15 protein-coding genes are annotated in these 22,528 nt (G+C 63.2%); 8 read left to right on the plus strand and 7 right to left on the minus strand.

Translation table 11 applies throughout. From position 1 onward, the window contains the following. Window positions 1-3: 3 nt before the first annotated feature. From msrA to aceE, 4 genes are all read right to left on the minus strand, one after another. The gene (gene msrA, locus ABVN19_RS24790; protein ID WP_028942215.1) at window positions 4-669 is read right to left on the minus strand and encodes a peptide-methionine (S)-S-oxide reductase MsrA; all 666 of its coding nucleotides are present in this window, start codon (window positions 667-669) and stop codon (window positions 4-6) included. A gap of 102 nt (window positions 670-771) precedes the next feature. Continuing rightward, window positions 772-3,465 carry a GGDEF and EAL domain-containing protein gene (locus ABVN19_RS24795; protein WP_028942214.1) on the minus strand — a complete coding sequence of 898 codons (2,694 nt, stop codon included), beginning with the start codon at window positions 3,463-3,465 and terminating at the stop codon, window positions 772-774. Window positions 3,466-3,832: 367 nt separating this feature from the next. Then, window positions 3,833-5,467 (minus strand): dihydrolipoyllysine-residue acetyltransferase, encoded by a 1,635-nt coding sequence (gene aceF / locus ABVN19_RS24800; protein WP_105641444.1) that lies wholly within the window; start codon window positions 5,465-5,467, stop codon window positions 3,833-3,835. A 13-nt stretch (window positions 5,468-5,480) separates the two neighbouring features. Beyond that, window positions 5,481-8,126, minus strand: a complete 2,646-nt coding sequence (aceE, locus tag ABVN19_RS24805) for a pyruvate dehydrogenase (acetyl-transferring), homodimeric type (protein ID WP_028942212.1) — start codon at window positions 8,124-8,126, stop codon at window positions 5,481-5,483. A 383-nt stretch (window positions 8,127-8,509) separates the two neighbouring features. Here aceE and glnE point away from each other — a divergent pair, with 383 nt between their 5' ends. The 8 genes from glnE (at window position 8,510) to ABVN19_RS24845 (ending at window position 18,558) form a co-directional block, all read left to right on the plus strand. After that, the gene (gene glnE / locus ABVN19_RS24810) at window positions 8,510-11,446 is read left to right on the plus strand and encodes a bifunctional [glutamate--ammonia ligase]-adenylyl-L-tyrosine phosphorylase/[glutamate--ammonia-ligase] adenylyltransferase (RefSeq protein ID WP_105641445.1); all 2,937 of its coding nucleotides are present in this window, start codon (window positions 8,510-8,512) and stop codon (window positions 11,444-11,446) included. A 157-nt stretch (window positions 11,447-11,603) separates the two neighbouring features. Then, window positions 11,604-12,653: a lipopolysaccharide heptosyltransferase II gene (waaF, locus tag ABVN19_RS24815; protein WP_028942210.1), complete on the plus strand. Its 1,050-nt coding sequence runs from the start codon at window positions 11,604-11,606 to the stop codon at window positions 12,651-12,653. Beyond that, window positions 12,654-13,712 (plus strand): lipopolysaccharide heptosyltransferase I, encoded by a 1,059-nt coding sequence (gene waaC / locus ABVN19_RS24820; protein ID WP_028942209.1) that lies wholly within the window; start codon window positions 12,654-12,656, stop codon window positions 13,710-13,712. It begins immediately after the preceding gene. Next, entirely contained in the window at window positions 13,712-14,836 is a 1,125-nt protein-coding gene (locus tag ABVN19_RS24825; RefSeq protein WP_028942208.1) for a glycosyltransferase family 4 protein, read from the plus strand. Before waaC ends, ABVN19_RS24825 begins: the two co-directional genes overlap by 1 nt. Continuing rightward, window positions 14,833-15,639 (plus strand): lipopolysaccharide core heptose(I) kinase RfaP, encoded by an 807-nt coding sequence (rfaP, locus tag ABVN19_RS24830; protein WP_105641446.1) that lies wholly within the window; start codon window positions 14,833-14,835, stop codon window positions 15,637-15,639. The genes ABVN19_RS24825 and rfaP overlap by 4 nt, the downstream gene beginning before the upstream one ends. Further along, entirely contained in the window at window positions 15,639-16,373 is a 735-nt protein-coding gene (locus ABVN19_RS24835) for a lipopolysaccharide kinase InaA family protein (RefSeq protein ID WP_028942206.1), read from the plus strand. Before rfaP ends, ABVN19_RS24835 begins: the two co-directional genes overlap by 1 nt. Next, window positions 16,370-17,122: a lipopolysaccharide kinase InaA family protein gene (locus ABVN19_RS24840; RefSeq protein WP_028942205.1), complete on the plus strand. Its 753-nt coding sequence runs from the start codon at window positions 16,370-16,372 to the stop codon at window positions 17,120-17,122. Before ABVN19_RS24835 ends, ABVN19_RS24840 begins: the two co-directional genes overlap by 4 nt. Continuing rightward, window positions 17,122-18,558, plus strand: coding sequence for a lipopolysaccharide kinase InaA family protein (locus ABVN19_RS24845; protein ID WP_028942204.1), 1,437 nt, complete (start codon window positions 17,122-17,124; stop codon window positions 18,556-18,558). Before ABVN19_RS24840 ends, ABVN19_RS24845 begins: the two co-directional genes overlap by 1 nt. Before the next feature lie 131 nt (window positions 18,559-18,689). Here ABVN19_RS24845 and ABVN19_RS24850 read toward each other — a convergent pair whose 3' ends face one another. From ABVN19_RS24850 to ABVN19_RS24860, 3 genes are read right to left on the minus strand one after another with little or no spacing between them, the layout of a single operon-like run. After that, entirely contained in the window at window positions 18,690-18,863 is a 174-nt protein-coding gene (locus tag ABVN19_RS24850; RefSeq protein WP_167332092.1) for a hypothetical protein, read from the minus strand. Next, window positions 18,860-19,987 (minus strand): PepSY-associated TM helix domain-containing protein, encoded by a 1,128-nt coding sequence (locus ABVN19_RS24855; protein ID WP_028942203.1) that lies wholly within the window; start codon window positions 19,985-19,987, stop codon window positions 18,860-18,862. The genes ABVN19_RS24850 and ABVN19_RS24855 overlap by 4 nt, the downstream gene beginning before the upstream one ends. Continuing rightward, on the minus strand, window positions 19,987-22,410 hold the full coding sequence (locus ABVN19_RS24860) for a TonB-dependent siderophore receptor (protein ID WP_105641447.1): 2,424 nt from the start codon (window positions 22,408-22,410) through the stop codon (window positions 19,987-19,989). Before ABVN19_RS24860 ends, ABVN19_RS24855 begins: the two co-directional genes overlap by 1 nt. Window positions 22,411-22,528: the final 118 nt, after the last annotated feature.

Here is a 22,528-nt window from a genome sequence, read left to right on the forward strand (position 1 = left end):
TCCTCAGTTGCCTTGCAGGCTGGGTGGCAGGCAGACACCGGTACCGCCGATGCCGCAATAGCCCTCGGGGTTCTTGGCCAGGTACTGCTGGTGGTAGGCCTCGGCGAAGTACACGGTCGGCGCCTGATCGATCTCAGTGGTGATTTCACCGAATCCGGCCTTGGTCAGTTCAGCCTGGTAGGCGTCTTTGCTGGCCTGGGCTTCTTCCAGTTGCTGCGGGCTGGTGCAGTAGATCACCGAGCGGTACTGGGTGCCGATATCGTTGCCCTGGCGCATACCCTGGGTGGGGTTGTGCAGTTCCCAGAACATGGCCAGCAGCTCGCGGTAGCTGACTTTGTCCTTGTCGAACACCACCAGCACCACTTCGGTGTGGCCGGTCAGGCCCGAGCAGACTTCTTCGTAGGTGGGGTTCGGGGTAAAGCCGCCGGCGTAGCCGACCACGGTGCTGACCACGCCTTCACGCTGCCAGAAGCGGCGTTCGGCGCCCCAGAAGCAGCCCAGGCCGAAGATGGCAAAGTCGACGTTTTCGAAGAACGGGCCGAGCAGCGGCGTGTCTTTGAACACGTAGTGCTTTTCAGGCAGGGTCATTGGGGTTTCGCGGCCAGGCAGTGCCTGTTCGGCGGTAGGCAGGACGTTTTTATTCACCAGGATTTCCGAGCGCAGGACCATAACTGTTCCTCTTTTAGTGTTGGCCCATCGCAGGTGCAGGAGCGGGCTTGCCGCGCGATGGGTCTCGAATGGACCCTATATTGCCCGACTGTTACGCCGCTGTCAGGCGCCGGGGCCACGCGGATAGCGCTTGAGTTTCTCGACCAGCTCGCTGCCCGGAATCGGCCGGTCGAACAGGTAGCCCTGGCCCACATCGCAGCGGTGGCGACGCAGGAATGCCAGTTGCTCGGCTGTCTCGATGCCTTCGGCGACCACTTTGAGCTTGAGGTTGTGGGCCATGGCCACCACCGCCGAGGTGATCTCCATGTCGTCCTGGTTGTCCGGTATTTCATGGATGAAGCTGCGGTCGATCTTGATGATGTCGATTGGAAACTTCTTCAGGTAACTCAGCGAGGAATAGCCGGTGCCGAAGTCGTCCATGGCCAGGGTCAGGCCCAGTTGCTTGAGCTGGTCGAGCTGGCGGTGGGTGTCTTCGGTGGCTTCGAGCAGCAGGCCTTCGGTCAGCTCCAGTTCCAGCAGGTGCGGCGGCAGGGCTTCTTCCTTGAGGATATTGGCGATCGAGGCGACCAGGTCAGGGTCGGAGAACTGCTTGGGCGAGAGGTTGATTGCCACCTGCAGGTTGCCCAGGCCTTCGCTGCACAGGCGCTGGCTCATGCGGCAGGCCTGGCGGGCGATCCATTTGCCGATGGGGATGATCAGGCCGGTTTCTTCAGCCACGCTGATGAACTGGTCCGGGCGGATCATGCCCTTCTCCGGGTGGTTCCAGCGCAGCAGCGCCTCCAGGCCCAGCAAGCGGCCGCTGCGCAGGCACAGCTTGGGCTGGTAGAACACGTCCAGCTCGTTCTGGGTCAGGGCTCGGCGCAGGTTGTTCTCGACGAACAGCTTGTAGCTGGCTTCGGCGTTCAAGGCCTCGGTGAACACCTGGACTTGATGCTTGCCATTGGCCTTGGCCTTGTGCAGGGCCAGGCCTGCGTTCTTCATCAGTGTCTGCGGGTCGCGGCCATGCAGGGGAGCGCAGGCCAGGCCCACTGAGGCGGTGACGTTGATCAGCTGGTTGTCGACGAACATGGGCTTGTCGAGGGTGCACAGCAGTTGCTGGGCGACCTGTTGGCCGATATCCAGGTCGGTGTCTTCGAGCAGCACGGCAAATTCGTTGCTGGCAAAGCGCGCCAGGCTGCCGCCGGCGCTGAGGCTGTTGCGCAGGCGCCGGGCCAGGCTGATCAGCAATTTGTCGCCGGTCTGGTGACCGAGGCTGTCGTTGATCCGCTTGAAGTTGTCGATGTCCACCAGCAGCAGGCTGATGGGGCTGTCGCTGTCGCGAGCGAAGCGCTCATCGAGGTTGCGGATGAACGCGGGGCGGTTGCCCAGGCTCGTGAGGTTGTCGGTGTAGGCCAGGCGCTCGATGCGCTGCTGGGCCAGCTTGCTCTGGGTGATGTCTTCGTAGATGCCGATGTAGTGGGTCAGTTCGCGGTTGTCACCGTAGACCTTGGAAATCGACAGCTGGCCCCAGTAGGGCTCGAGGTTCTTGCGCCGGCTCTTGAACTCGCCTTGCCAGCTGTTGCCGATGGCCAGGCTCGACGGTGCATCGAACAGCAACTCGCTGAGGTTCTCGAGGGCTGGCAGTTCCGAGAGCCGCTGGCCGTGGACCTCGTCGGTGCTGTACTGGGTGATGGCGGTGAAGCTTGGGTTGACGTATTCGACCACACCGTCGCGGTTCACCAGCAGGAAGGCGTTGGCGCTTTGCTCTACCGCACGCTGGAACAGATGCAGGGCGCTGGTGGCGGTGCGGCGGTTGTGGTTGTTGATGACCTGGGCGAACTGGTCGGCCAGCTCACCGGCAAAGGCGATCTCATCCGACTGCCAGGCCCGCGGTGAGCCGGTGTGCTCCAGGCACAGCACGCCAACCACCTGGCCATCGATACGGATGCTGGCATCGAGCATGGCGTTGATATCGCGCGGGCGCAGGCTCTCGGCCATCTCACGGGTGCGCGGGTCGTGGCTGGCATTGTGGGCGTCGATGGCGCGGCTGGTGTGCAGGGCGTCGAGGTAGTCGGGAAAGCGCCCCACGTCGATGGGCTCGGGCAGGGTGTATTTCTGGGTTTCGCGGTAGTAGGCGGAAATCGGCTCCAGGCGCTGGCCTTCGAGGTGCCAGATGCTGGCGCAATCGATGCTGTAGATCTCGCAGGCGCTGCGGGTGATCAGCTCGGCGGCTTCGAGCAGTGAGTTGCTGGCGGTGTAGCGGTGGCGCGCCAGGTGCAGGATCAGCTCCTGTTGGGCGCTTACCCGCTCGAGGTGTTCCAGTTGCTCCTGCTGGGCGCGCTGGTTGAGCTGCAGGGCGATCTGCAAGCGGTTGTTGCGGGTCTCGAGTTCGGCCGCGCTCAGGTCCGGGGTATCGCCTGGGTGGGTGTCGATCACCATCAGGTAACCGCGCAGCAGCTGGCGATTGTGCTGCTTGTAGGCTTCGCCCAGTTCCAGCAGGTGCAACGGCCCCTGGGCGGTGTGCAAGGTATAGCGCACCAGGTAGCTGGGGCGCTGGCCCAGTTGCAGCTGGATGTCGTCATGCAGCTTGTAGCGCGCCTCGGGCTCCATCAGGCTGGCGTAGGGCGAGCCGACCAGGGCGCAGAGATCGACCGCCGCCACGCCGAACTGACGCTCGCAGGCCGGATCGAGGTAAAGCAGGGCCCAGCTGGCTTCGTTCAGCCGCTCGAAACGCAGCATGCCGAGCCGCGAGGGCACTGGCAGTTGCGTCACTACCTCGGCCGCCATACGGCTGGCGGCATCGGGTTGGCTTTTCATCGAGAGCTCGCTTCAAGAAGGCTGGTCGCGCAGGTAGCGCACGCAGCGACTACACGGGTTGGGCAAGGTTGCATGATGAGCTTGAGGCTAGCAAGCAATACCATTGTGTCGGCAGGGCGACGGAATTCTGTAGGCGCGGGCTGACAGGATGGCGACTGCTGTGCAGTCGATCGCAGCCTCGTTCCTCGGCAGCGGCTACAGGCATGCCTTTGTAGCTGCTGGCGATAGCCTGCGATCGGCCGCGCAGCGGTCGAGGTGCAGAATTTCGGGCAAAAAAAGCCCCGCCAAAGTGACGGGGTTGAGGTACGAGCGTGGCAGCTCGAAAAGGGAGCCTGTCTCCCCCGGCAGGAGGAGACAGGAAACAGCATTACAGCAGCATGGTGCGGATGTCGGTCAGCAGGTCGCCCAGACGCTTGGTGAAGCGTGCGGCAGCCGCGCCGTTGATCACACGGTGATCGTAAGACAGCGACAGCGGCAGCATCAGCTTGGGCTGGAAGGCCTTGCCATCCCAGACAGGCTGGATGGTGGCCTTGGAAACACCCAGGATCGCCACTTCTGGCGCGTTGACGATCGGCGTGAAGCCGGTGCCGCCAATGTGGCCGAGGCTGGAGATGGTGAAGCAGGCGCCTTGCATGTCGTCAGCCGACAGCTTTTTGGTCCGGGCTTTTTCAGCCAGGGCCGCCGCTTCGCCAGCCAGTTGCAGCAGGCTCTTCTGGTCGACGTTCTTGATCACAGGGACCAGCAGGCCATCCGGGGTGTCTACGGCGAAACCGACGTTGACGTATTTCTTGCGGATGATCGCTTTGCCGCTTGGTGCCAGCGAGCTGTTGAAGTCCGGCAGTTCCTTGAGCAGGTGGGCGCAGGCCTTGAGCAGCAGTGGCAGTACGGTCAGCTTGACGCCGGCCTTCTCTGCAACGGCTTTCTGGGCAACGCGGAAAGCTTCCAGCTCGGTGATGTCGGCGCTGTCGAACTGGGTGACGTGAGGCACGTTCAGCCAGCTGCGATGCAGGTTGGTAGCACCCATCTGCATCAGGCGGGTCATCGGAACTTCTTCGATTTCGCCGAAGCGGCTGAAGTCGACTTCCGGGATCGGCGGGATGCCAGCACCACCGGTTGCACCGGCGGCTGGGGCTTCCTTGGCCTTCTGCATCATGGCCTTGACGTAGACCTGCACGTCTTCCTTGAGGATGCGACCGTGCGGGCCAGTGGCGCCAACGGCGCTCAGCTCGACGCCGAACTCGCGGGCCAGCTGACGCACGGCAGGGCCGGCGTGAACCTTGGCACCGCTGGCAGCGGCAGGGGCTGCAGCAGGAGCGGCGGCCGGGGCAGCAGCCGGTGCAGGCGCAGCAGCCGGTGCAGCTTCAGCCTTGGCTGGCGCCGGGGCGGCAGCGGCAGGTGCTGGGGCCGCAGCAGGCGCAGCGCCTGCAACTTTGAGCTTGATGATCAGGTCACCAGTGCCGACTTCGTCGTCGAGCTTGGCGATCACGGCTTCGACAACGCCTGCGGCTGGAGACGGGATCTCCATCGAGGCTTTGTCCGATTCCAGGGTGATCAGCGACTGGTCGGCTTCGACGGTGTCGCCGACCTTGACCAGGACTTCGATGATCTTGGCCTTGCCCGAGGAGCCGATGTCTGGAACGTGGATGTCCTGGACGGTGGCAGCAGCAGGGGCGGCAGCCGGTGCCGGAGCGGCCGCTGCAGCCGGGGCTGCAGCAGGCTTCTGTTCGGCAGCCGGAGCGGCGGCCGGAGCCTCGGGCGCAGCAGATGCGCCCTCGACTTCCAGTTCCATCAGTTCGTCGCCTTCTTTCAGGCGGTCGCCCAGCTTGACCTTCAGCGACTTGATCACACCGGCCTTGGGGGCCGGGATCTCCATGGAGGCCTTGTCGGACTCCAGGGTCAGCAGGCTCTGGTCAGCCTCGATGCGGTCGCCGACTTTGACGAACAGCTCAATGATTTCACCTTCACCGCTGCCGATGTCAGGTACGCGAATGAGTTCGCTCACTTAAAAATACTCCTCAGCAGTCCAGTGGGTTGCGTTTGTCCGGGTCGATGCCGAACTTGGTGATGGCTTCAGCCACGACCTTAGGTTCGATATCGCCACGGTCAGCCAAGGCTTCCAGTGCAGCCAGCACGACGAAGTTGCGGTCGACTTCGAAGAAGTGACGCAGTTTCTTGCGGCTGTCGCTGCGACCGAAACCATCGGTACCCAGGACTTTGAACTCTTTGCTCGGCACCCACTGGCGAATCTGTTCGGCGAACAGCTTCATGTAGTCGGTGGAGGCAATGACCGGGCCCTTACGGCCAGCCAGGCACTCTTCGACGTAGGTGACCTGCGGCTTCTGACCAGGCTTGAGGCGGTTGCTGCGCTCTACGGCCAGGCCGTCGCGACGCAGTTCGTTGAAGCTGGTGACGCTCCAGACGTCGGCGCCGACGTTGAACTCTTCACGCAGGATCTTCGCCGCTTCACGCACTTCACGCAGGATGGTGCCGGAGCCCAGCAGCTGTACGTGGTGCGCCGCTTCGCGGGTGTCTTCCTCGAGCAGGTACATGCCCTTGATGATGCCTTCCTCGGCGCCGGCCGGAATGGCTGGCTGGGTGTAGGCTTCGTTCATCACGGTGATGTAGTAGAAGACGTCCTGTTGCTCTTCGGTCATCTTCTTCATGCCGTCCTGGATGATCACCGCCAGCTCGTAGCCGTAGGTTGGATCGTAGGTGCGGCAGTTCGGGATGGTCGCGGCCAGCAGGTGGCTGTGACCGTCTTCGTGTTGCAGACCTTCACCGTTGAGGGTGGTCCGGCCGGCGGTACCGCCGATCAGGAAGCCACGGGTACGGCTGTCGCCAGCGGCCCAGGCCAGGTCACCGATACGCTGGAAGCCGAACATCGAGTAGAAGATGTAGAACGGCAACATCGGCTGGTTGTGGTTCGAGTACGAAGTACCGGCAGCGATGAAGGAGGACATGGCGCCCGCTTCGTTGATGCCTTCTTCGAGGATCTGACCTTTTTTGTCTTCGCGGTAGAACATCACCTGGTCTTTATCGACTGGCTCGTAGAGCTGGCCGACGGACGAGTAGATGCCCAGCTGGCGGAACATGCCTTCCATACCGAAGGTACGGGCTTCGTCCGGGATGATCGGAACGATGCGCTGGCCGATTTCCTTGTCCTTGACCAGCTGCGCGAGAATCCGCACGAAGGCCATGGTGGTGGAGATTTCGCGATCACCGGAACCGTCGAGGATGGCCTTGAGGGTTTCCAGTGGCGGGGTCGGAATGCTGAAGCTCTTGGCGCGGCGCTGAGGCACGAAACCACCCAGGGCGGCACGACGCTCGGCCAGGTAACGGGCTTCGGCGCTGCCTTCTTCGGGTTTGAAGAACGGCAGGTTTTCCAGCTCTTCGTCCTTGACCGGGATGTCGAAGCGGTCACGGAAGTGACGCAGGCTGTCGACGTCGACCTTCTTGGTGTTGTGCGCGGTGTTCTTGGCTTCGCCAGCACCGGTGCCGTAGCCCTTGATGGTCTTGGCCAGGATGACGGTCGGCTGCTCTTTGTGGTTGACCGCCTGGTGGTAGGCTGCATAGACCTTGTACGGGTCGTGGCCACCACGGTTGAGCTTCCAGATTTCGTCGTCGGACAGGTCTTCGACCATGGCCTTGAGTTCTGGAGTATTGAAGAAGTGCTCACGGACGAACGCGCCGTCCTTGGCCTTGTAGTTCTGGTATTCGCCGTCGATGACTTCGTCCATGCGGCGCTGCAGGATACCGTCGACGTCCTTGGCCAGCAGTGGGTCCCAGAAACGGCCCCAGACCACTTTGTTGACGTTCCAGCCACCGCCACGGAACACGCCTTCGAGTTCCTGGATGATCTTGCCGTTGCCGCGAACCGGGCCGTCGAGGCGCTGCAGGTTGCAGTTGATGACGAAGATCAGGTTGTCCAGCTTCTCGCGGCCAGCCAGCGAGATGGCGCCCAGGGATTCCGGCTCGTCGCACTCGCCGTCGCCCATGAAGCACCAGACTTTCTGCTTGCCTGCAGGGATGTAGCCGCGGCTTTCCAGGTACTTCATGAAGCGTGCCTGGTAGATCGCCTGGATCGGGCCCAGACCCATCGAAACGGTCGGGAACTGCCAGAAATCAGGCATCAGCCATGGGTGCGGGTAGGACGACAGGCCTTGACCATCGACTTCCTGACGGAAGTTGTTCATCTGGTCTTCGCTGATGCGGCCTTCCATGAAGGCGCGGGCGTAGACGCCTGGCGAGGCATGGCCCTGGAAGAAGATCAGGTCGCCGCCGTGCTCGTCGGTCGGGGCCTGGAAGAAGTAGTTGAAGCCGATGTCATACAGGGTGGCACTGGAGGCGAAGCTCGAAATGTGGCCGCCCAGGTCCGAGTCTTTCAGGTTGGTGCGCATCACCATTGCAAGCGCGTTCCAACGGACCAACGAGCGAATGCGGCGTTCCATGAACAGGTCGCCAGGCATGCGTGCTTCGTGGGTGACAGGGATGGTGTTGCGGTATGGCGTGGTGATGGCGTATGGCAGCTGGGAGCCACTACGGGTGGCCAGCTCGCCCATACGGGTCATCAGATAGTGAGCGCGGTCTTCGCCTTCTTTGTCGAGAACCGACTCCAGGGCGTCCAGCCATTCCTGGGTTTCGACGGGATCGAGGTCTTGCATGGCTTGCTCCAGGGCGGAAAGGCTTCCAGAATCGGTTGCCTGAGTTTGCGACTGGCCTTTTGGGCAGACGACATGAAATTCTTGGATTACCGGAGAGTGTACCGGCGTTGTGTAGTTTTACTACAAATGAATCACCATTTCATGCTTTTGAAGTGACGAAGCAGTAGTAAAACTACAGAAAAATGGCTCGTGGCCGCAGTTTGGGTTGTGGGATAAAACGATACCGGTGGTCAAAAACAAGTTACGAAAAGGTTTGCTGCGATGGTTTCTGCCAGAGAATCAGGTTTTTCAGCTATTTCTAACTTTTGTACGACAGTCCAACCGTGGCCCGGGTTCCTTCGCCCAATCGCTGCCAATCTTTTCTCGCCGATCAAGGATAGACCATGAGCCTGCCTTCGCTGGTCGATCTGCCAGCCACCCTCGCGCCGCTGGTCAGCCGTAACGAACAATCGCTGCGCGGTGCCGTGGCCCAGCAGCCTGAGCTGTCGCTTGAACACTGGGCGCCAGAGCGCTGGGCGCAGTTTGCCCGGGTCGCGGCGGCGAGCGATTTTGTCCTCGAGCAAAGCCTGCGTGACCCGACCATGTTGATCGAACTGGAGACGAGCGGTGAGTTGGACCGCGCCTTCGCCCCGGGTGAACTGTGCGCGCAGATCAAAGCTGGAACCCAGGTCGCCGAGACTGAAGACGAACTGGCCCGCAATCTGCGTCGCCAGCGCAGCCGCCAGCAGGTGCGGATTATCTGGCGTGACCTGAACCGCCAGGCCGACCTGGTGCAGACCTGCCGTGACCTGTCGGACCTCGCCGATGCCTCCATCGACCAGGCGTACAACTGGCTGTATCCACGCCACTGCCAGCAGTTCGGCACACCCATCGGCCATCGCAGCGGCCAGCCGCAGCACATGGTGGTCCTGGGCATGGGCAAGCTCGGTGCGGTGGAACTGAACCTGTCGTCGGACATCGACCTGATCTTCGCCTTCCCTGAGGGCGGCGAAACCGAGGGGGTCAAGCGCTCGCTGGACAACCAGGAGTTCTTCACCCGACTGGGCCAGCGGCTGATCAAGGCCCTGGACCCGATCACCGTCGATGGTTTTGTGTTCCGCGTCGACATGCGCCTGCGCCCCTACGGCTCGGCCGGCGCCCTGGTGCTCAGCTTCAATGCACTGGAGCAGTACTACCAGGACCAGGGCCGCGACTGGGAACGCTACGCGATGATCAAGGCGCGGGTGGTGGCAGGCGATCAGGTCGCCGGTGCGCAGTTGCTGGATATGCTGCGCCCCTTCGTTTACCGGCGTTACCTGGACTTCTCGGCGATCGAAGCGCTGCGCACCATGAAGCAGCTGATCCAGCAGGAAGTGCGGCGCAAGGGCATGGCCGATAACATCAAACTGGGGGCCGGCGGCATTCGCGAGGTCGAATTCATCGCCCAGGCATTCCAGTTGATCCACGGTGGGCGCGACCTGAGCCTGCAGCAGCGGCCCTTGCTCAAGGTGCTCGCCACCTTGGAAGGCCAGGGCTACCTGCCGCCGGTGGTAATCGCCGAGCTGCGTGAAGGCTACGAATTCTTGCGTTATACCGAACACGCCATCCAGGCTATCGCCGACCGTCAGACCCAGATGCTGCCCGACGATGAACTGGACCGTGCTCGCATCGCCTTCATGCTCGGCTTTGCCGATTGGGCCAGCTTCCATGCGCAATTGATGCACTGGCGCGGACGCGTCGACTGGCACTTCCGCCAGGTGATCGCCGACCCGGATGAAGATGAAAGCGAAGAGGGTGAAGTGATTGTCGGCGGCGAGTGGTTGCCGCTCTGGGAAGAAGCCCAGGATGAAGAGGCCGCCTGCCGCCAACTGGAAGACGCCGGTTTTGCCGACCCGGGCAAGGCCCTCAAGCAATTGGCCGGCCTGCGCGCCAGCCCGCAGTTGCGCGCCATGCAGCGGTTGGGGCGCGAGCGTCTGGATGCCTTTATTCCACGCCTGCTGGCGCAGGCGGTGGAACATGCCGACCCGGACCTGGTACTGGAACGGGTGCTGCCGCTGGTAGAAGCAGTGGCGCGGCGTTCGGCGTATCTGGTGTTGCTTACCGAGAACCCGGGGGCGCTGCGTCGCTTGTTGACCCTGTGCGCGGCAAGCCCATGGATTGCCGAGCAGATCACCCGCTTCCCGTTGCTGCTGGACGAACTGCTTAATGAAGGTCGCCTGTTCAGCCCGCCCCAGGCGCCGGAACTGGCGGCTGAATTGCGCGAACGGCTCACGCGCATTCCCGAGGACGATCTGGAACAACAGATGGAGGCGTTGCGTCACTTCAAGCTGGCCCACAGCCTGCGGGTGGCCGCTTCGGAAATCGCCGGCAACCTGCCGCTGATGAAGGTCAGCGATTACCTGACCTGGCTGGCCGAAGCCATCCTCAACCAGGTGCTGGCCCTGGCCTGGCGCCAGACCGTGGCGCGCCATGGCCAGCCCAAGCGCAGCGACGGCAGCCTATGTGATCCGGGCTTTATTATTGTTGGCTACGGCAAGGTCGGCGGTATCGAGCTCGGCCATGGCTCGGACCTGGACCTGGTGTTCATCCATGACGGCGACCCACAAGCCGAAACCGACGGCGCCAAGCCGATCGACAGCGCCCAGTTCTTCACGCGCCTGGGCCAGCGCATCATTCACCTGCTGACCACCCAGACCAACTCCGGGCAGCTCTACGACGTGGACATGCGCCTGCGCCCTTCCGGTGCGTCGGGCCTGCTGGTCAGCTCGCTGGGTGCCTTCGAGCGCTATCAGCAGAACGAGGCCTGGACCTGGGAGCATCAGGCCTTGGTTCGGGCGCGCGTACTGGCGGGCTGCCCGCAGGTGGGCAAGGCCTTTGAAGAGGTGCGGGCGCGGGTGCTGGGCCAGGCTCAGGACCTGGCCAAGCTGCGTTCAGAGGTCAGCGAAATGCGCGCCAAGATGCGCGACAACCTGGGCACCAAACTCAGCGCCGCCGGTACTGGCGCCAATGCCTTTGATGCGGGTGTGCCCTTCGATATCAAGCAGGATGCCGGTGGTATCGTCGATATCGAATTTATGGTGCAATACGCCGCTTTGGCCTGGTCTCACGACCATCCGGCGATACTGCGCTGGACCGATAACATTCGTATCCTCGAAGAGCTTGAACAAGCCGGATTGATGCCGGCCAGCGATGCGGTGCTGCTGCGCGAGGTGTACAAGGCGTTTCGTTCCGCCGCGCACCGTCAGGCGCTGCAGAAGCAGGCGGGGGTGATCGATGCCGGACAGTTTGTGCAAGAGCGTCGCGAGGTACGGCGGATCTGGGGCGAACTGGGTCTGACATGAGCAGTTGAACCAGGCGAATCAGGCGGCAGGGAGCCTGCCAGGACCACACTACAGCCCGAGTGGCGTACACTGGTCGACATATAGCCTGAATATAAAGAGGGGAGGCCAGGCGGTTCGCGGACAGTCTGTAGCCTCCCTGATCGTTTCTGGATAAAGCATGAGAATTTTGATCATTGGCCCCAGCTGGGTGGGCGACATGGTAATGGCGCAGACCCTGTTCCATTGCCTGAAGCAACAACACCCGGCGTGTGTGATCGACGTGCTGGCCCCCGAGTGGAGCCGGCCGATCCTCGAGCGCATGCCTGAAGTGCGCCAGGCCTTGAGCTTTCCGCTCGGTCACGGGGCACTGGAACTGGCAACCCGCCGGCGTATCGGCAAGTCCCTGGCCGGTCAGTACGACCAGGCCATCTTGCTGCCCAACTCGCTCAAGTCGGCGCTGGTGCCGTTCTTTGCCGGCATTCCCAAGCGTACCGGCTGGCGCGGCGAGCTGCGCTTCGGCCTGCTCAATGATGTGCGCAAGCTCGACAAGGCGCGCTACCCGCTGATGATCGAGCGCTTCATGGCGCTTGCCTATCCGGCTGGCGCCGAGTTGCCCAAACCCTATCCCCGCCCGAGCCTGCAGATCGAAGCGGCCAGCCGCGATGCGGCCCTGGCCAAGTTCGGCCTGGCCCTGGACCGTCCGGTGCTGGCGCTGTGCCCGGGTGCCGAGTTCGGCGAAGCCAAGCGCTGGCCGTCTGAGCACTACGCCAAGGTCGCCGAGGTCAAGATTCGCGAAGGGTGGCAGGTGTGGCTGTTCGGCTCGAAGAACGACCATGCCGTGGGTGAGTCGATCCGCGAGCGGCTGATTCCCGGCCTGCGCGAAGAAGCCACCAACCTCAGTGGCGAAACGTCGTTGGCCGAAGCCATCGACCTGCTGTCGTGCAGCGATGCCGTGGTGTCCAACGATTCGGGCCTGATGCATGTGGCCGCCGCGCTCAATCGTCCGCTGGTGGCCGTGTACGGCTCGACCTCGCCTGGTTTCACCCCACCGCTGGCCGATCAGGTCGAAGTGGTGCGCCTGGGCATCGAGTGCAGCCCCTGCTTTGACCGCACCTGCCGCTTCGGCCATTACAACTGCCTGCGCCAGCTTGAGCCGGAGGCGGTCGTGGCGGCACTGCAGCGCCTCGATGGCCCGACCCTTGTTGATGTCATGGCCGAGGTCGATTAAGTGCGGGTACTGCTGATCAAGACCTCGTCTCTGGGGGATGTGATTCATGCGCTGCCGGCGCTGACCGATGCGGCCCGGGCGATCCCAGGCATTCGCTTCGACTGGGTGGTCGAGGAAGGCTTTGCCGAGATCCCCAGCTGGCACCCAGCGGTGGACAAGGTTATCCCGGTGGCGATCCGCCGCTGGCGCAAGAACCTCTGGCAGACCTTCAAGAACGGCGAATGGCGCCAGTTCAAGCAGCGCCTGCGAGAAACCAAGTACGACCTGGTGATCGACGCCCAGGGCCTGGTGAAGTCGGCCTGGCTGACGCGCTACGTCAAGGCGCCGGTAGCCGGGCTTGACCGCTATTCGGCGCGCGAAGGGCTGTCCAGCCGCTTCTACGACCGGCGCTTGTCGGTGGCCCGCGGGCAGCATGCGGTGGAGCGGGTGCGCCAACTGTTCGGCCTGGCCCTGGGCTATGACCTGCCGGCTGGCCTGGGCGACTACGGCCTGGATCTGAACCGCCTGCAACTGCCCCCGGCCGCACCTTTTGTGGTTTTCCTGCACGGCACCACCTGGGACACCAAGCACTGGCCCGAGGCTTACTGGCGCCAGTTGGCCGAGCGGATGGGCCAGCAAGGGCTCGAGGTGCGCCTGCCCTGGGGCAACCCGGCCGAGCAGGCCCGGGCCGAGCGCATCGCCAAGGGCTTGAACAATTGCCAGGTACTCCCCAAGTTGAACCTGGTTGGTGTCGCTCGCGTCTTGGCCGCTGCCAAGGCCTGTGTCGCCGTCGATACCGGCCTGGGCCATCTGGCGGCGGCACTGGATGTGCCGACCCTGTCACTGTTTGGCCCTACCAACCCGGGCCTGACCGGTGCCTATGGCAAGTCCCAGGTACACCTGGCCAGCGACTTTGCCTGCGCGCCCTGCCTGCAGAAGAAATGCACATATAAACCGAGCGCTGATGATCAGCGCCGGTTCGATCTCAAACGCGAGTGGCCACTGTGCTTCACTCGCCTGAATCCCGAGCGTGTGGCGAGCCAATTGCGCGCGTTGCTGCTGGCTGAGGATGTTCGTTGATGCAACTGGCTTTTGTGCTTTACAAATATTTCCCCTTCGGCGGGCTGCAGCGCGACTTCATGCGCATTGCCCTGGAGTGCCAGCGCCGTGGCCACAAGATCCGCGTCTACACGCTGATCTGGGAAGGCGAGGTGCCTGAGGGCTTCGAAGTACTGGTGGCGCCGGTGAAGGCGCTGTTCAACCATCGTCGCAACGAGAAACTCAGCGCCTGGATGGAAGCCGACCTGGCCAAGCGTCCGGTGGACCGCCTGATCGGCTTCAACAAGATGCCGGGGCTGGATGTCTACTACGCCGCCGACGGCTGCTTCGAAGACAAGGCGCAAACCCTGCGCAATCCGCTGTACCGGCGCTGGGGCCGCTACCGGCACTTTGCCGAGTACGAGCGGGCGGTGTTCGCCAAGGACGCCAAGACCGAAGTCCTGATGATTTCCGAAGTCCAGCAGCCGCTGTTCATCAAGCACTATGACACCCCGCTGGAGCGCTTCCACCTGCTGCCACCGGGCATCTCCCAGGATCGCCGGGCACCGGCCAATGCTGCCGAGATTCGCGCCGAGTTCCGTCGCGAGTTCGACCTGAAAGACGATCAGTTACTGATGGTGCAGATCGGCTCCGGCTTCAAGACCAAGGGTGTCGACCGTAGCCTCAAGGCCCTGGCCGCACTGCCGCCTGCGCTGCGCAAGCGCACCCGGTTGATGGTGATTGGCCAGGACGACCCCAAGGTGTTCCAGTTGCAAAGCGCGACGTTGGGCCTGGGCGATCAGGTGCAGTTCCTGAAAGGACGCAGCGATATCCCGCGTTTTCTGCTTGGTGCCGACCTGCTGATTCACCCTGCCTACAACGAAAACACCGGCACCGTGCTGCTCGAAGCGCTGGTCGCAGGCTTGCCGGTGCTGGTGTCGGCCGTGTGTGGCTATGCCCATTACATTGCCGAGGCCGACAGTGGCCTGGTGCTCGATGAGCCGTTCGAGCAAGAGCAGCTCAACCAGTACCTGCAGCGCATGCTCGAAGATGACGCCGCCCGCGCCGACTGGGCGCGTAATGGCCTGGCCTTTGCCGATACCGCCGACCTCTACAGCATGCCCGAGCATGCTGCCGATGTGATTCTGGCCCCGGAGCGCACATGAAACTGATACTCGCCGAGCCGTTCAAGCGCCTGTGGGCCGGGCGCGATGCCTTCGATGCCGTGGAGGGCCTGCAAGGGCAGGTTTACCGCGAGCTGGAGGGGCGCCGCACCCTTCGCACCGAAGTCGAGGGACAGGGCTATTTCGTCAAGATCCACCGTGGCATCGGCTGGGGCGAAATCTTCAAGAACCTGTTCACCGCCAAGCTGCCGGTGCTCGGTGCCGGCCAGGAGTGGCAGGCCATCGAGCGTTTGCACCAGGTGGGTGTACCGACCATGACCGCCGTGGCCTACGGCGAGCGGGGCAGCAACCCGGCGGCGCAGCATTCGTTCATCGTCACCGAAGAGCTGGCGCCGACCATCAGCCTGGAAGACTTCAGCATCGACTGGGTCAAGCAGCCGCCGGCACCGCGCCTCAAGCGTGCGCTGATTGCCGAAGTGGCGCGCATGACCGGCATGATGCACCGCGCCGGGGTCAATCACCGCGACTGCTACATCTGCCATTTCCTGCTGCACACCGACCGTGAAGTGACGGCCGATGACTTCAAGCTGTCGGTCATCGACCTGCACCGCGCCCAGACCCGTGCCACCATTTCGCGGCGCTGGCGCAACAAGGATCTGGCGGCGCTGTATTTCTCGGCGCTGGACATCGGCCTGACCCGGCGTGACAAGCTGCGCTTCCTGCGCGGTTATTTCCAGCAGCCGCTGCGCCAGATCCTGGCTGAGGAAGCGGCCTTGCTGAGCTGGCTCGAAGGCAAGGCGCAGAAGCTCTACGAGCGTAAACAACGATACGGGGACGCGCTCTGATGGCGGGTTGGACACTGGAGCCTGATTACCAGGCGCTGGCGGCGGATTTTGGCAGTATCGAGGCGGTCTTCGCCCTCAAGGGCGAGCGCCTGACCCACGACCCGCTGAGCGAAGTGATTCGCGTCGAGCGCGGCGGGGTCAACTACTACGTCAAGCGTTACATCGGTGCCGGCAAGGGCCTGCGCCGTTACCTGGGGCGCCCGCGCATCAAGGCCGAGTGGCAGAACCTCAAGCAGTTCGCCAAGTGGGACATTCCTACCGCCGAGGTGGTGGCCTGGGGCCTGGAGCGCAAGGGCCTGGCCTTTGGTCGCGGGGCGATGATCACCCGTGAGTTGCCGCGTACCGAAGACCTCTCGGCACTGGCCGAGCGCAAGGACCCGCGCCTGGCCCAGCGAGGCTGGGTCGATCACATCAGCCGCCAGTTGGCCCGGCACACTCGGGTGATGCACGATCACCACTTCACTCATAACGACTTGAAGTGGCGCAACCTGCTGGTGGATGACCAGGCCACGCTATTCTTCATCGACTGCCCTACCGGCGATTTCTGGTGGGGTTTCATGTTGCGCTACCGGATCACCAAAGACCTGGCCTGCCTGGACAAGGTGGCCAAGTATCACCTGTCGGCTACCCAGCGCCTGCGTTTCTACCTGCAGTACCGCGGGCGTGAGCGCCTGAATGAATCGGACAAGCGCCGCATCCGGCACGTCGTGACGTTTTTCGAGGGACGCGAATGACTGATTTCCTGGCCAGTGCCGACGTGGCGCTGCTCGAGCGCCATGGCCTGAACGGCTTCGACCAACTCTGGGCGCTGCAACTGGATGCGGTGGATGAACCCAACACCGGTCGTGGCGGCTGGAGCAGCGTGTTCCGTCTGGAGCTGGAGGGCAAGGGCTACTACCTCAAGCGTCAGAGCGACTACTTGACCCGTACGCTGCACAGCCCGTTCGGCGAGCCGACCTTTGCCCGTGAGTTCCGCAATATCAGCCGCTACCAGAAGCTGGGGATTCCGGCGTTGCAGGCGGTGTACTACGGCGAGCGCAAGATCGACGGCGAACGCCGGGCCATCCTGATGACCCGCGCCCTGGATGACTGGAGCGACCTCGACGGTCTGCTCGGCCAATGGCCGCAGCTGGACATCGGCCAGCGCCAGGGCATCCTGCGCGCCTGCGGATTGCTTGCACGCACCCTGCACGCAGCTAGCCAGGTGCATGGCTGTTTCTACCCCAAACATATCTTCCTGCGTGCCCGCAGCGATGGCTGGCAGGCGCAATTGATCGACCTGGAAAAAACCCGGCCATTGCTGCTGGGCATGCGCGACCGGCTCAAGGACCTTGAGCCGCTGTTGCGTCGGGCGCCGGTCTGGAGCGAAGCTGAAGTACGCGTGATGCTGTCGTCCTACCTGGACCAGCCCGCCGACAGCCCGCTGGTCGATACCTGGCTGCAGCGCCTTACGCGCCGCCGCCGTGAGAAAGAGGCTCGCTGATGCGTTTGTCCGAACTCAAGGATGCCGGGCGCAGCCCGGACCTGCCCCTGACCATTACCCTGGCCGATGCGGCCGGTAGTGCCGATCTGCAGCTGCTCAGCCTGCTGCGGGTGCTGCCCGGGCAGCGCTATGTGGGCGCCGGGGTGTGGCGTGGCAAACCGGTGCTTGCCAAGTTGTTGGTAGGCAGCAGTGCAGCACGGCATTTTCAACGTGAGCTAGAAGGTGCGCGCCTGCTTGCCGACCAAGGCCTGACCACACCGCTATTGCTGGCCGATGGCTTGCGCGAAGGCGAGGGTGGCTGGCTGCTATTCGAATTCCTCGAAGGCTCGCAAAGCCTTGCCGATGCCTGGGCTGAAGTCGAAGCCTTGCCGCCCCTGGCCGATGAGCAGCAAGCGGTGCTGGGCGAAGCCCTGGCGGCCGTGGCGCAGATGCACGCCAAGGGCCTGTGGCAGGAAGACCTGCACCTGGACAACCTGCTGAGCCATAACGGCCAGCTGTACCTGATCGACGGTGCCGGTATCAAGGCCGAAACCCTGGGCGCGCCGCTGTCGCGCCCGCAGGTGCTGCAGAACCTGGGCGTGCTGTTTGCCCAGTTGCCCAAACGCCTGGAGCCGTTCATTGAAGAGCTGCTGGTGCACTACCTGCTGGCCAATGCCGAACATGCCTTGCCGCTCGAAGCGCTGCAGAAGCAGATCGACAAGGTGCGCAGCTGGCGCCTGAAGGATTATCTGGAAAAGGCCGGGCGCGAGTGCACGCTGTTCAGTGTGGAACGCAGCCCCTCGGGCCTGCGTTCGATCCGTCGCAACGAAGCGCGGGCCTTGCTGCCGGTGCTGGAGCAGGCCGACACGCTGATCGACCAGGGCCACCTGTACAAGACCGGCGGCGCGGCCAGTGTGGCGCGGGTTGAGGTGGATGGGCGGTCGTTGGTGCTCAAGCGCTACAACATCAAGAATACCGCCCACTGGTTCAAGCGCTTCTGGCGCCCGAGCCGGGCCTGGCACTCGTGGATCGAAGGACATCGCCTGGAGTTTCTCGGCATTGCCACACCCAAGCCGCTGGCGGTGCAGGAGCTGCGCTTCATGGGCTTGCGCAGCCGTGCCTACCTGGTGACCGAGTACGCCGACGGGCCGGACCTGATCGAATGCTTTACGCCTTACGTCGAGAGTGGCGAGGTGCCTGAGGCGCAGCTGCAGGCCCTGCAGGCGCTGTTGTCGCAACTGATCCATGAGCGCATCAGCCATGGCGACATGAAGGGGCATAACCTGTTCTGGCAGGATGGCCAATGGTCGCTGATCGACCTTGACGCCATGTGCCAGCATGCGACCCACCTCAGCTTTGCCGCGGCTTTTGCCCGCGACCGGGCGCGTCTGCTGCGTAACTGGCCAAGCGGCAGTGCGCTGCACAAGCGCCTGGATGAGTGTTTGCCCAAGCTGTGAAATGATCGCGGGGCAAGCCAGCGCCTTGTGGGGGCTGGTCTTGCCAGCGATCGGCGGCGAAGCAGGCGTAATACAGTCAACCCTGATTGCAGGTTGCACAGGCCCCATCGCCGGCAAGCCGGCCCCCGCAGTTACCTGCAAAACCCCCGCACGCTGTACCAGGCGGGCAAGCCCAGCCCGACCCAGGCCAGGGCATCCCACCAACCATCCCCCAGCAACGCCGCAAACAACCCTGCAGCACCCAGCAGGGCGATCAGTGCGGGCACCCCGAACACCGACCGCAGGCTTGATGACTTGCGCTTCATCCCGTCACCTGCGCCTGTGCTGCCGGCACTGCAGCCCGGCGCCGAACCACCCACAGGTACACGCCACTGCCCAGTACGATGATCGTCAGCACATCCAGCACGGCCCAGAGGATCTGCATCGGGCGGCCACCGTAGTCACCGAAGTGCAGCGGTTGTGACAGCCCCATGGCATCCATGTACCAGGGCCGTTCGCCCACGGCGGTGACCGCCAGGGTGCTCGCATCGATCAGTACCGGTGTCAGCAGGTGCGCCGTCAGGTGGGTACCGCCTTTCATGAACACCGCGTAATGGTGCTCGCTGGAGAAGCGCGTACCCGGGAAGGCGATGAAGTCCGGCACCATGCCCGGTGCAGCCTCGGCAGCGATGTCCAGCACGCGGCTGACGGGCGCCAGCGCTGTCAGGGGCGGGGCGTCGCGGTAGGGGGCGACCATGGCGCTGAGGCTGTCGTTGCGCCATGCGGCGATGACCAGGTCCGACAGGGCGCTGATAACGCCGGTCACGCCCACCACCAATGCCCAGGTCAGGGTGACGATGCCGATCAGGTTGTGCAGGTCGAGCCAGCGCAGGCGCCGCGATTTCTCGTGGCGCACGGTGGCGAACTTGAGCCGACGCATGAACGGTGAGTACAGCACCACGCCGGAGATGATCGCCACCACGAACAGCACGCCCATGAACGCCAGCAGCAGCTTGCCGGGCAATCCGGCGAACATGTCCACATGCAGGCGCAGCATGGTCAGCATGAAGCCGCCATTGGCCGAGGGCATTTCCACTGCATCGCCGGTGCGGGCATCGAGCATGAAGGTGTGCGACGAGTTGGGCTCGGTACCGGCCGTGGCAGCCATGATCGCGATCACGCCGTTACTGTCGTCTTCATCCCAGCCGAAGTACTGCATCACCTCGCCGGGCCGATGTGCCTCGGCCTTGAGCACCAGTTGCTGGAGGTCCAGCTTCGGTGTGTCGGCCGGCATTTCCTTGAGTTGCGGCGCATCGCCCAACAGGTGGTCGATTTCGTGGTGGAAGATCAGCGGCAAGCCGGTGACCGCCAGCATCAGCAGGAACACGGTGCAGATCAGGCTGGTCCAGGTGTGGATGAAGGACCAGCGGCGTATGGTCTGGCTTTTCATCAGAACTTGTAGTTCACGCTGGCGACCACGTTGCGCTCGTCACCGTAGTAGCACCAGTAACCATCGCAGTTGGCCAGGTAGTCCTTATCGAACAAGTTCTTGGCTTCCACGGCTACGGTCATGCCTTTGAGGGTGCTGACCTTGCGGCCCAGGTCGTAGTGTACCGAGGCGTCGTAGACCGTGTAGGACCCGACATAACCCAGGTCGGTGTTGGTGGTGTTGCCGTAGTTGTCACCCACATAGCGCACGCCACCGCCTACGCCGAAGCCGTCAAGCGCACCGTTGTGCCAAGTGTAGTCGGCCCACAGGGTTGCCTGGTTACGCGGGATCAGTGCCATTCGGTTGCCTTCTTCGCCGGCAGCACCCTTGAGTATTTCGGTGTCGGTGTAGCTGTAGGAACCGATCAGCTTGAGGTTGTCGGTCACCTGGGTGGTGGCTTCCAGTTCGAGACCGCGTACTTGCAGTTCCCCGACCTGGCGAGTGATGTTGCCTTCGGCAACCTTGACGTTTTCCTGGCGCAGGTCATACACGGCAGCGGTATACAGGTTCTTGCTGCCCACCGGCTGGTACTTCACGCCCACTTCGTACTGACGCCCCTCGGTCGGTTTGAACGATTCGGCGGCAGCGACAGCGGCGCCGGTGGTCGGCTGGAACGACTCGGTATACGAGACGTACGGCGTGACACCGTTGTCGAACACGTAGCTCAGGCCGACGTTGCCGGTGAAGGCTTTGTCGCGCTCGGTGCTGGTGGCATCGTTCTGGTTGTGGAAAGTGGTGCCGGTGTGTACCCAGTCTTCACGACCGCCCAGGGTCAGGCGCCAGTTGTCCAGGGCGATCTGGTCCTGGACGTAGAAGCCGGTCTGGTAGGTCTTCTGGCCGTAGTCGTACATGGTGAAGTACGACACGTTGGAGAAGTCCTGGCCGTACGGTGGACGGATTACGTTGCCTGGCGGCACGCTGAAGCTCAGGCCGTAATCCCACTTGTAGTTGGTGTTCGAGCGCTGGTGGTCCAGGCCGATCAACAGGGTATGGGCCAGGTCGCCAGTCTGGAAGTCGGCCTGGAAGTTGTTGTCCACGGCGAACTGGCTGATGTCTTCGTTGACGATGCCGGTTTCACGCGGGACGGTGCCATCGGGCTGGATGGTGCCGTTGTTCATGGTTGCTACGTTGATACCCTGGAACGACAGGTCGCTCTTGGTGTAGCGAAGGTTCTGGCGGAACTGCCAGACATCGTTCAGACGATGCTCGAAGGCGTACCCGAGCGCGTAGTAAGTGCGGTCATAGAATTCCCAGTCCGGGTCGCCCAGGTTCTTGTGGTGAGAGATGTCACCTGCGGGCGAGTCCAGCTTGGTACCTTGCAGCGGCAGGAACTGGCCAGAGATGCCGGTATCGTCCCGGGTGTACTGGGTGATGAAGGTCAGCTTGGTGTCTTCATCCATATTCCAGGTCAGGCTCGGCGCAATGTTGTAGCGCTTGTCTGGAACATGATCGGTTGGTGAGTCACTGTCGCGTACCACCCCGCTGACGCGATAGAGGAACTGGCCCTCATCATCAATCTTGCCGGTGCTGTCGAAATTGAATTGGCGATGGTTGTTGCTACCCACCTGAGCTTCGATCTGGTGGGCGCTTTCAGCCTGCGGACGACGGCTGACCATGTCGAGCATGCCGCCGGGCGGGGTCTGGCCGTAGACCGAGGAGGCTGGCCCGCGCAGCACGGCGATGCGCTCAAGGTTCCAGGGTTCGACTTTCGGGTTGGCGAACGAGCCCTTGGGCAGCGGCAGGCCGTCGAGGAACTGGGTCGGGTCGAAGCCGCGAACGCGCAACCAGTCTGAGCGGGGGTCGGAAGCATAGCCGCTGCTCTGTACGCCGGCGGTGTAGCGCAGGGCATCGTTGAGGTTGAGGACCTGGCGGTCATCCAGTTGCTCGCGGGTGATGACTGTCATCGAGCGCGGGATTTCAACGATGGGCGTATCGGTCTTGGTGCCTGCGGCGGTGCGGGTGGCAGTGAAACCGGTGGCCGGCCCCCAGGCACTTTCATAGTCGCCGGTGGCATTGATGCTGGTTTCCGGCAGCGCCAAGGTGCCCTCGGGGGTAGCGATCAGGCTGTAGGTGCCCGCGCTGCTCTGCTGCAGTTGCAGGCCGGTGCCGCGCAGGGCTGCCTGCAGGGCGCCAGCGCCGTTGTACTGGCCCTTGACCGGCGCCGAGGTGCGGCCTGCGGCCAGGCTCGGGTCCAGGCTCAGGGCGATGCCGGCCTGGCTGGCGATCTGGTTCAGGGTGCTGGACAGCGGACCGGCGGGCAGGTCGTAGCTGCGCATCGCCGACTGCTCGGCAGCGATCAGCGGGCTGCTCGCCAGCGGGGCGGACAGGGCAATGGCCATGGCCAGCAGGCTGGGGCGCAGGAAAGTTTCAAAAGCGCGGGTCATGCAGCGGCTCCTCGACGGATAAGTGCTAACTAGCTTCCTTGCCGAGTGAGTTGGGAAAAGTGACAGGGGTTAGTGAAAATTATTTTGATTTGTATTGCGCAGGGTTCGCGGGGCAAGT

The organism is Pseudomonas vranovensis (assembly GCF_040438935.1).
GTDB classification, from domain to species: domain Bacteria; phylum Pseudomonadota; class Gammaproteobacteria; order Pseudomonadales; family Pseudomonadaceae; genus Aquipseudomonas; species Aquipseudomonas vranovensis.